We start from the raw sequence: 10,253 nt of genomic DNA, 5'->3' as shown, positions 1-10,253 counted from the left end.
GTGTAATCTCGCAGGACGACTGACATAACCGCCCCAGTTTGCATTGGGCTCGGCAGGGGGCAGGGTTGAGTGTGATTGCTGACGTACCTTCTGATAAGGTTCACCGAGCGTCAAAACAACTTCATCGACTGGCCTGGCTTTCACATAGATTCCCCACACAGCAGCAAATCCAAGAATTAGACCGACAACCCGCCATCGCCATTGGGTGGTTCGTGTTTTTTTCATCGTCCGCCAACTCCGGCAACGGTTGCGCACGATCGGATCGCCAACGGATACGATAGCCTCAGCCTTCTTCTGATAGACACGCCCGCGGTTGATGCGGTCCCGCTTGTCATCTGGGCGCGGGAGGAGAAGGACTATTCATTTGGCAGTTCGCCAAACACAGGCGTTCCAAGGTCCAACGTGATCAAGTACCGCTCGTCGTTCGGACGATCATCGGATCGGAAGCAACGGATATTGAGAGAGATTTGATACTTGTTGCTCGCCTGCCAATAGCTCGTGGGAGCGGCGCAATCTCGTATGTGTACACGTGTATCCCGATTGTCTTCAATAGGCGGATTTCCGTTCACGCGAAACGGTTGCCATCCTCCGCGCCGGAACTGATTTTGTAAATCGATGAGGACCGGCATCGCCTCGTCAAGCTTCAGCGTATCAACCTGCGGCGAAATTGTTATTGCCACGACCTTGCCGCTTTCGTCCGCATAAAGACTTAAGAGTTTTGCTGCGGGCGTCACAAATCCGTATTGCGGGTCGCTGAACCGTAGGACGGCTGGCCGCCGGACATAGAGGTTAATTCTGTTGTCACGGGTAAGGACCGGCAGCGTCGAACGGGATTGCTGACGTATCTGCGTATAAGGTTCGCCGATCGTCAACACAACTTCGTCGGCCGGTCTGGCTTTCACATAGACGCCCCACACAGCAGCAAATCCAAGAATTAGACCCGCAACCCACCATTGCCATTTGTTGCTTCGCGTTTCTGTCATCGTCCACGACCTCCTGCAAGCAAGAACAGGGAGTTCTCGACAGAATGGCGCTCGATCGGATGCTTTAGCAAGTCGTCAAAGCGCTGCGCCGCTCGTAGCACAAATGCCATTCGCTGGTCCGCATTGGCAAGATTCGCCAGAGGCTCCCTGCTGAATATCTCGTATTTCGCGTTGGCACCCGTGACCGTGCATTGATTGACGAGCGCCAACTGGATTTCCCGCGCCGATCCGGTCGGGATATTCAACGCCCACGCGAATTGGTTGGCTCGCATCAACATGGCAAAACCCGGATCATCGTACATGGCGGGTTGCAGGATATTGAGTTGCTCGTGGCGAGCCAGTTGCGCGACTCCTTCAGTGAGATTGCCGACGTCGATCGCACCGAACCCTCTCAGTATCTCGGGCCGCTCTTCGCCAAACAACACCTTATCTCCGATCGGCCATACCACTGACCCGCGCAGCATTTTCCGCTCTGGGAAGCACTCTTTGAAACGCGACAGTCCGAATTCCTTATAAAACATGTGCAGCGGCCATACATCGAGAAACAACGCGGTGTTGCCCTTCGCCAGCATCTCATAAACCTTTCGTGCGCCTTCGCCGAACACCTGGTCTGGCACCGGCATACGCGGCGAGGCATAAGGCGACAGGCGTTCAAGCGACACACTGGATTTGTCCCATTGCTGATAGGCGTCCCGCTGTCGGTTCGACTTGCCGACCATCTCTGCGGCGTTGAGCAGGCCGCAGCCGACCTGTTTGGACGCAAATGCAGCGAGTCCCGCCCATTGAAACCGATGATCGTCCAGCCACATTGCGCGTAGGCAGCATTGATGCGCCGGTTGCGCGCGACTGGATCGTCAACGGATACGATAACCTCAGCCTTCTTCTGAAAAAAGCGCCAGCAGTTGATGCAGTCTTGTTTGTCATCTTCCGCCCTCTTTTTGGCGGCCGCCTCCTCCTCTTTCCAGCTGGGGTAACAAATAGGACACCTTGGGTTATCGCACTTTGGCATGAGACCTGCTCGTTGTTATCGGCTTCGTTTTCACTTCGCACCGCAGCGTGCGTTTGCTACGCACGCTCACATATAAAATTAACCGCACCTAACATCAAGCGGCCACTCTCAGCGAGGGGTAAACCTAGCAGATTGCCGGAGTCCTATGTTTTTGAGATATTCGCAGCCTTTTTCTGGGCGGAAGATGGCCGACCGCAGAAGCGCAGTTTCAAGAAGTGGTTAATCGGTGCTGGCAGGTCGATCAGCAACTGCCGAACGGTGGACACAAATCCGAACACATAAGGCTTGCGCGTGTCGTAGACGATTGTCTCGCCCGCGCTGACCGTTAGCTTCGAGCTTTTTCGCCATCCGTTTGACAAGCGGCGGCCATTCGTCGATGGAGGTGCGCATGCTGACGGCCGGCCCATCCGGGGCACGAGTGGCATCCTCATCGATTCAAAGCACGAGTGCGCAGTGACAGCTCATTGTCCTGTGGGTCTTTGCTGACGGAGCGTCGGTAAGTCGTCGCTCCCTTGGTAGACGGTAGCGATGGTTTTTGACCGTATCATCGTGCCTGTGCGCCGCCCGTCGCGGCATTATCCGTTTTTCACCAGTCACCCCATGTCCCAGTCTGCAAAGCTGTCCGAAGTTCTCACTCTTGCCCAAGTCCAGTCGCTTGCCGACACGAAGACGTTTGCGCGCGGCAAGGCCTATTTCCACGATGGCGTCGTCTCCCGCCTGGACGAGCGCGACGAAGCTGTTCGCGCCACCGTACACGGCACCCACCGTTACCGGGTCGAACTCGCCGTCGACGATAGCGAGCTCGCTTACGACTGCAACTGCCCGGTGGGAGACGAAGGGGTCTTCTGCAAGCACGCTGTCGCCGTTGCGCTCTCCTGGCTCGAAAATTCCGGTGAAGAGGTGTTTCACGCCGAAGAGCAGGCGCCGGGGAAGCCGCGCAAACAGCGGAAAACCTTCGAGCAAGTGATTCGCGAATACGTGGCGACGCTGGGCAAGGATGCGCTTCAGGAATTATTGATGGACGCCGTCGAACGCGACCTGACGCTGCGGGACAAGCTGCTGTTCGCCGCGCGTGCCGCGGGGGCCTCCGATTTGCCCGGCATGAAGGCCGCTGTCAGGCAGGCGACACGCATTTCCCGGCCGCTGGACTGGCGCGAGTCGGGTGCATACGGCGATGGCCTGATGTCGCTGGCCGACATGCTGCGCCAGAGGCTTTCCGGACCTCATGCCGCACAGGTGGTCGACCTGTCCGAGCTGGCAATTGCCGGCGCGGAAAAGAGCCTCGAACAGATTGACGACTCCGGTGGCGACGTGATGCCGGCAATTCTCGAGCTGGCGGCGGTTCACCTCGATGCCTGCACGTTGACCGGACCCGACCCGGTGAAGCTCGCGGAGCGGCTCTTCCGCTTCCAGACTGAAGGCAAGTGGGACACGTTCTACAACATCCTGCCGGCCTATGCGGAGCCACTGGGCAAGGACGGGTTGAGCCGCTATCGCGAACTCGTCAGCGAGGCTTGGGAAGCGCTGCCCGCGCTCGCACCGGGCAAGGAACGGTCATACGCCTCGCCGCACATGCAGCTCGAACACGCGATGGGGGCGCTGGCCGAACTCGACGGAGACGTGGACACGTTGATTCGCGTTCGCTCGAAGGACCTATCGAGTCCGTACCGCTTTCTGCTGGTGGCGGAGGTTTGTGTGAAGCACGGTCGCCCGGACGAGGGGCTCGCGTGGGCCGAGCGCGGCATCAAGGAATCCGGCAAGAGCTTTGACCAGCGCCTGCTCGACTTTTGCATAGACGCGTATCTGCGTCGCAGCGAATTCGATAAGGCGGATGCATTCGCGTGGCGCCGGTTCGACATGCACCCGACGGCCGAGGCGTTTCGCGCCTTGATGAAGATTGCAACGGCTACAGGCAGGCATGACGAGACACAGGAGCACGCGCTCACGCACCTCTGGGCGCTGGTCGGGGAAGAGGAGGCAGTCGCAAAATCGAAGCGCACCGTCTGGCAGCGCTCGACACGGAGCGAACTGGTGAGAATTTTTCTTGCCCGTAAAGAGAACGACACTGCATGGGAAACGTTTACCGGCGGTCCGGTCACAACTCAGCTGTGGCCTGAAATGGCGGCTGTCCGTGGCAAGACCCATCCGCACGACGCCATCGCCCTCTATCACAGGCTGCTGCCGGTCGCTGCCGAGGGCGGTACGCGTAACGCCCGGTATGACGAGGCGCTCGAAATCGTGCGGGCCATCGGCATGCTGCGGGTGAGGCTGGGTGAACGTGCAGAATTCACCACTGAACTGGAGGGGATTCGGGCGACATATCGCGCGAAGCGCAACTTCATCAAGCTGCTCGCCGCGCTGTCTTGAAGTTGCTGCCGGGCGATACGGCCAAGCGTCTTAGTCAATGCCGCGTAGTGTCCCCGAAGGTCCCCGAAGTGACATTCGCGAAATCCCTCCCGAGCCGCGGATTCTTTCTCTCGGCGTCGAAAAATCCGTTCTTGGGTCGTGAAATTTTCACGTTACTCGGGATTTTTCGCTTGTCCTCGAAAAACATGCAGGTTTTCGGATGCGCACAGCAAGCGTCCGCGGGTTGGCCTGCAAATCAAGGGGAATCGGCGTCCGCAGCGCCGACTGAACCGCCTGTAGCCTCGGGAAAAGACTCCCTGACCACTTCCTCAATGCGAGCGATGACGCTCTCGGGCAGGAATAGTATTGCTTGCGCTTATTTGCCGAGAGCTTTCCATTGTTGGACTTCACCATGCGAATGAGGGCCGACAGGTCCGACTGACTCAGGTCGAACCAGAATCCATTGTGCGCAGGTACTCGCCGATTCACTGAGCCGCTAATGAAACAGGGGTGCGTGAGCGGCCGGAAAGGCAGGTTAAAGGTTCGGATTAGGTGCTCGTAACCGACGGGTTCCAGACTGGGCATAGGCTCGAGATTGTTTCACTCAATTCGAGCTTTTGTCACCCGAAGGTATTTTTTTGGATTTTTATCGAAAATTATTCACGACAGACCAGATTTGGAGAGACCGTGGCTATACGGGTTCCCTCCCTGATTGTGCCCAGACTGAAAAAACGACGGCCACCTCAATGAGGTGGCCGTCGTTCTCGCGGCTGTGACTTTAATTACGTGCCGCCAAACTGAGCTATCGGAGTTCGTCCATCAAAAAATTTTCAGTTGGATGAGTCCCAAAATCTCAGGGTTATGGTTCCCGCTACAAAACAAATCAAACATCAATATTCCCCGCCCGCAACGCATTCGACTCGATAAACGCGCGTCTCGGTTCAACATCATCGCCCATCAGCGTAGTAAAGATCCCATCCGCCGCAATCGCGTCTTCGATCTGAACCCTCAACAACCGCCGAACCGTAGGATCCATAGTCGTTTCCCAAAGCTGCGAGGGGTTCATCTCACCCAAGCCCTTATACCGCTGCTTCGAAACATTCCGCTCAGCATCGGCGATCAACCACTTCATCGCGCTCTTGAAGTCCGTAACAGCCATCGACCGCTCGCCACGCTTAATCACCGCCCCCGGCCCAATCAACCCCTTGAACGTATTAGCGGTAGTCAACAACTGCTTATAGTCCGCGGTAAGTTGAAAATCCTCATCGATGACCGAAACCTTCACATTCCCATGATGCCTACGCTTGATATGCAGCGAATGCATTTCCCGCACGCTGTCATAAGTAGGCTCAACCGTAACCTCAGGCTTCAACGGATCGCCCCGCAAAGCAACCTGCAAAGCCGCAGCCGAAACAACCGTCGATTCCGTCGTGGACAAATCAAGCACGATCCCATCCATAACCGCTTCAAGCGAGTTCATGTCATAGAACCGGCTAACCCGATCGACCACCGCTTGCGCCAGCAAATAAGCCCGCGCCAATTCCCCCAACGCATCGCCCGTAATAGGATCAGCACCCTCAACCGGAACCAACTCCGACCCTTGCAACGCCAGCTTCAACATATGCTGGTTAAGCTCGTGCGTGTCCTTCAAATACCGTTCGTCCTTGCCCGCCTTGATCTTATAAAGCGGCGGCTGCGCGATATAGATATACCCGCGCTCCACGATCTCCGGCATTTGCCGATAGAAGAACGTCAGCAGCAGCGTCCGAATATGCGCGCCGTCAACGTCAGCATCGGTCATGATAATAATGCGGTGATACCGCAGCTTATCGAGGTTGTAATCGTCCTTACCCAACCCGGTCCCAAGCGCCGTCACCAGCGTGACAATCTGCTCCGATGAAATCAGCTTGTCGAACCGCGCCCGCTCCACATTCAGCACCTTCCCGCGCAGCGGCAAGATAGCCTGGAACTTCCGGTCCCGTCCCTGCTTCGCCGATCCACCTGCGGAGTCGCCCTCGACGATATAGATCTCCGACTTCGCCGGATCCTTCTCCTGACAGTCGGCGAGCTTGCCCGGCAACCCAACGCCGTCCAACACGCCCTTCCGACGCGTCATTTCCCGAGCCTTTCGAGCGGCATCGCGCGCGCGCGCTGCATCGATAATCTTGCCGGTAATGATCTTCGCGTCGATCGGCGTCTCCTGCAGGAAATCCTCCAACGCCTTCGCCACCACGTCTTCAACGGGCGCACGCACTTCGGACGAAACAAGCTTGTCCTTGGTTTGCGAGCTGAATTTCGGCTCCGGCACCTTGACGGAAAGCACGCACGACAACCCCTCGCGCATGTCGTCGCCACTCGTCTCGACCTTCGCCTTCTTGGCGATATCGTGATCGGTGATGTACTTGTTCAGCACGCGCGTCATCGCGGCGCGCAGGCCGGTCAAGTGCGTGCCGCCGTCCCGCTGCGGAATGTTGTTCGTGAAGCACAACACGTTTTCGTTGTAACTGTCGTTCCACTGCATCGCGACTTCAACGGTCACGTTGTCCTTCTCGCCAATCGCGTGAAACACGTTCGGATGCAGCGTCTGCTTGTTCTTGTTGATGTACTCGACAAAGCCCTTCACGCCGCCGATAAACGCGAAGTCGTCTTCCTTGCCGTCACGTTGGTCGGTCAGCCGAATACGCACGCCGTTATTCAGGAACGACAATTCGCGCATGCGCTTGGCAAGGATGTCGTAGTGAAACTCGACATTGCCGAAGATGGTCACGTCAGCCATGAAATGCACTTCGGTGCCGCGATTTTCGGTGTCGCCGACTATGGGCATCGGCGAATACGTAATGCCGTTTTCCGTGACGAGTTCGCGGTTTTGCACCACGCCGCGATGAAACTCCATGAAGTGCTTCTTGCCGTCGCGGCGCACCGTCAGGCGCAGCCATTCGGACAAGCCGTTCACGCACGACACGCCCACGCCATGCAGGCCGCCGGACACCTTGTAGCTGTTCTGGTCGAACTTGCCGCCGGCATGCAGTTCGGTCATCACGATCTCGGCGGCGCTGCGCTTCGGATCGTGCTTGTCGTCGAGCTTCAGGCCGGTAGGCACGCCGCGGCCGTTATCCGTGACCGAGATGGAGTTGTCGGCATGGATGGTGACGTGAATGTCGTTGCAATGGCCCGCAAGCGCTTCGTCGATGGCGTTGTCCAGCACTTCGAAAACGAGGTGGTGCAAACCGGTGCCATCCGACGTATCGCCGATATACATTCCCGGTCTCTTACGCACGGCCTCCAGACCTTCGAGGATCTGGATCGAGGATGCGCCATAAGCGTTGTCGGGTTGCGAAATTGGGTTTTCAGTCATGGATATTTTCCGGTTCTGCGTCACTTCTCAGTCACTACTCGGTTAAGCACGAGACTTTTCGAAACGCCATAAAAATGCCAAAGGGGCAATGCGCCCCTTGGAAAATTTTAGGTTTTGGCCGCGTCAGATGCGCATTGGCATCACCACGTATTTGAATTCATCGTTCTCGGGAATCGTAATCAGGGCGCTCGAACTTGCGTCGCCCAGGCTCACTTGCAGCATGTCGATCTTCAGGTTCGCGAGCACGTCGAGCAAATACGTGACGTTAAAACCAATGTCCACGCTGTCGCCCTGATAAGCGATTTCCAGTTCTTCCTGCGCTTCTTCCTGGTCGGCATTCGTCGACATGATCTTGAGCTGGCCCGGCTCGATCAGGCAGCGCACGCCCTTGAATTTGTCCGATGTCAAAATAGCCGCGCGTTGCAGCGAGCGCTGCAGTTCTTCACGGCCAATCAGGAACGTGTTCTTGTGCGACTTCGGGATCACGCGCTGGAAGTCAGGGAATTTGCCTTCCACAAGCTTCGAGACGAGTTCGACCTGGCCGAACTTGAACTTGACCTGGCTCGCGGCAAGATCGATCACCAGCGGATCGTCGATGTCCTCAAGCAGGCGCTGCAATTCCAGAATTGTCTTGCGCGGGATGATCACTTCCTGGCGCGCGTGTGCGGCGTCGGCGCCCTCGATTTTCATCGACGAAAACGCGAGCCGGTGTCCGTCCGTCGCGACTGCCATCAACTGGTCGCCGTCGACCACGAGAAGCATGCCGTTCAGGTAGTAGCGGATGTCCTGCTGCGCCATCGAGAAATGGACCATGCCGAGCAATTGCCGGAAGGTCTTTTGCGGAACCGAAAGGCTCGCGCCGAAGTCTGTAGCCTGGTTGACGGTCGGAAATTCGTCGGCGGCGAGGGTCTGGAGCGCGAAACGGCTCTTGCCCGAGCGCACGGTCAATTTTTTGTCGGTGAGATCGAGCGAGACTTCGCCCGGCGGCATGGCGCGCAGGATGTCCAGCAGCTTGCGCGCGGCAACGGTCGTGGCGACCTGGTCACTACCTGTGCCGAAGTCGGCGTGCGTGGTGATCTGGAGTTCGAGATCGGTCGAAAGGAACGACACGTTGGCGCCGTTCTTGGTGATCAGCAAGTTGGCGAGAATCGGCAACGTATGACGGCGTTCGACGATTCCGCTCACTGTTTGCAGCGGCCTTAGAAGATTATCTCGTTCGGTCTTGACCAGTTGCATAGAGTTCCTTCGTTGATGTGACGGCCGTCCGTAGCTGGTCGCACCGCTTCTGCTAAAGCGCATTCACCGTTCGGACAGTCTCGAATCACGCGCTAGCGGACCCCGCCGGTCGCACGTGCCAGGCTTACGCCAAAACGCCGCCCAAGGCCGCTGGGCGGTCAAACCCATATTGTGCCTGAAAACCAACCCACCAAAGGAAAATGGGGACGATTAGGGCAATAAACAGGGGGTGCTGGCGCCCCTCCCTATCCTTTCAATGTCTGCTCCAACACGTGCAATTCGTGGTTCAACTGGGCATCGGTACTCCGCTCCGCGGAAATCTTACGCACAGCGTGCAATACGGTCGTGTGATCCCGGCCACCGAACAACTCGCCAATCTCCGGCAGGCTCTTCTGCGTCAATTCCTTCGCCAGATACATGGCAATTTGACGCGGCCGCGCAATATTCGCCGGACGCTTCTTCGAGTACATATCGGCGACCTTGATGTTGTAGAAATCGGCCGCCGTCTTCTGAATGTTTTCCACCGATATCTGCCGGTTCTGAACGGTCAGCAAGTCTTTCAGCGCTTCTTTCGTCAGTTCGATCGAAATCTCACGGCCATGAAAGCGCGAGAACGCGAGAATCTTCCTTAACGCGCCCTCAAGCTCGCGCACGTTCGACCGCAAATGCTTCGCGACGAAAAAGGCCACATCCTCCGACAAACTCACGCCCTCGGATTGCGCCTTGCGCATCAGGATGGCCACGCGCATTTCAAGTTCCGGCGGCTCGATCGCCACCGTCAGCCCGGAATCAAAGCGTGAAATCAACCGGTCATCGATACCCGAAATCTCCTTCGGATACGTGTCGCTGGTAATGATCACCTGCGCCTTGTTCGCCACCAACGCCTCGAACGCGTAGAAAAACTCTTCCTGCGTACGCGATTTTCCGGAGAAAAACTGAATATCGTCGATCAGCAGCAGATCGAGCGAATGGTAGTACCGCTTGAAATCGTCGAAAGCCTTGCGCTGGTAGGCCTTCACCACGTCCGACACGTATTGCTCCGCATGGATGTAGCGGATGCGCGCGCCCGCTTTGTCCTGCAACAACTGGTTCCCGATCGCGTGAATCAAGTGCGTCTTGCCCAGGCCAACGCCGCCATAAAGGAACAGCGGGTTGTACGAAATGCCAGGGTTATCAGCGACCTGGATGGCGGCCGCCCGCGCGAGCTGATTCGCTTTACCGGTGACGAAGTTCTCGAAGGTGAGAACGGGATTGAGCTTTGAGCGTTCGTATGCGGAATCGCTTTCTCCATTCGATGCCGCCGTTCCCGCCGGCCGCCATGTGC

General features: G+C 57.3%; 6 protein-coding genes and 1 pseudogene. 1 reads left to right on the top strand and 6 read right to left on the bottom strand.

The features are described 5' to 3' along the window. From WCA53_RS32365 to WCA53_RS32355, 3 genes and pseudogenes are all read right to left on the bottom strand, one after another. A pseudogene (locus WCA53_RS32365) lies at positions 1-225 on the bottom strand (flagellar biosynthesis sigma factor); the annotation flags it as partial. Between the two features lie 131 nt (positions 226-356). Continuing rightward, positions 357-983, bottom strand: a complete 627-nt coding sequence (locus WCA53_RS32360; protein WP_423921458.1) for a flagellar biosynthesis sigma factor — start codon at positions 981-983, stop codon at positions 357-359. Continuing rightward, entirely contained in the window at positions 980-1,792 is an 813-nt protein-coding gene (locus WCA53_RS32355) for a DUF2515 family protein (RefSeq protein ID WP_423921455.1), read from the bottom strand. Before WCA53_RS32355 ends, WCA53_RS32360 begins: the two co-directional genes overlap by 4 nt. Positions 1,793-2,592: 800 nt before the next feature. On the opposite strand from WCA53_RS32355, the gene WCA53_RS32350 reads away from it, so the two are divergent. After that, the gene (locus WCA53_RS32350; protein ID WP_423921452.1) at positions 2,593-4,359 is read left to right on the top strand and encodes an SWIM zinc finger family protein; all 1,767 of its coding nucleotides are present in this window, start codon (positions 2,593-2,595) and stop codon (positions 4,357-4,359) included. Positions 4,360-5,221: 862 nt separating this feature from the next. On the opposite strand, the gene gyrB is transcribed toward WCA53_RS32350, so the two are convergent. The 3 genes from gyrB to dnaA form a co-directional block, all read right to left on the bottom strand. Next, entirely contained in the window at positions 5,222-7,693 is a 2,472-nt protein-coding gene (gene gyrB, locus WCA53_RS32345) for a DNA topoisomerase (ATP-hydrolyzing) subunit B (RefSeq protein ID WP_423921449.1), read from the bottom strand. Between the two features lie 123 nt (positions 7,694-7,816). Further along, the gene (gene dnaN / locus WCA53_RS32340) at positions 7,817-8,929 is read right to left on the bottom strand and encodes a DNA polymerase III subunit beta (protein WP_423921444.1); all 1,113 of its coding nucleotides are present in this window, start codon (positions 8,927-8,929) and stop codon (positions 7,817-7,819) included. Between the two features lie 245 nt (positions 8,930-9,174). After that, positions 9,175-10,253, bottom strand: a 1,079-nt coding sequence (gene dnaA, locus WCA53_RS32335) for a chromosomal replication initiator protein DnaA (protein ID WP_423921439.1), incomplete at its 5' end; no start/stop codon positions are given.

Source organism: Caballeronia sp., assembly GCF_049581465.1.
In the GTDB taxonomy this organism is placed as follows: domain Bacteria; phylum Pseudomonadota; class Gammaproteobacteria; order Burkholderiales; family Burkholderiaceae; genus Caballeronia.
Note: the sequence above shows the minus strand (reverse complement) of the source record. Positions and strands in the feature narration are given on the sequence as shown.

Coding starts and splice junctions, on each gene's coding strand:
- WCA53_RS32360 (WP_423921458.1), bottom strand. CDS start 983: ATGACAGAAACGCGAAGCAACAAATGGCAATGGTGGGTTGCGGGTCTA.
- WCA53_RS32355 (WP_423921455.1), bottom strand. CDS start 1,792: ATGTGGCTGGACGATCATCGGTTTCAATGGGCGGGACTCGCTGCATTT.
- WCA53_RS32350 (WP_423921452.1), top strand. CDS start 2,593: ATGTCCCAGTCTGCAAAGCTGTCCGAAGTTCTCACTCTTGCCCAAGTC.
- gyrB (WP_423921449.1), bottom strand. CDS start 7,693: ATGACTGAAAACCCAATTTCGCAACCCGACAACGCTTATGGCGCATCC.
- dnaN (WP_423921444.1), bottom strand. CDS start 8,929: ATGCAACTGGTCAAGACCGAACGAGATAATCTTCTAAGGCCGCTGCAA.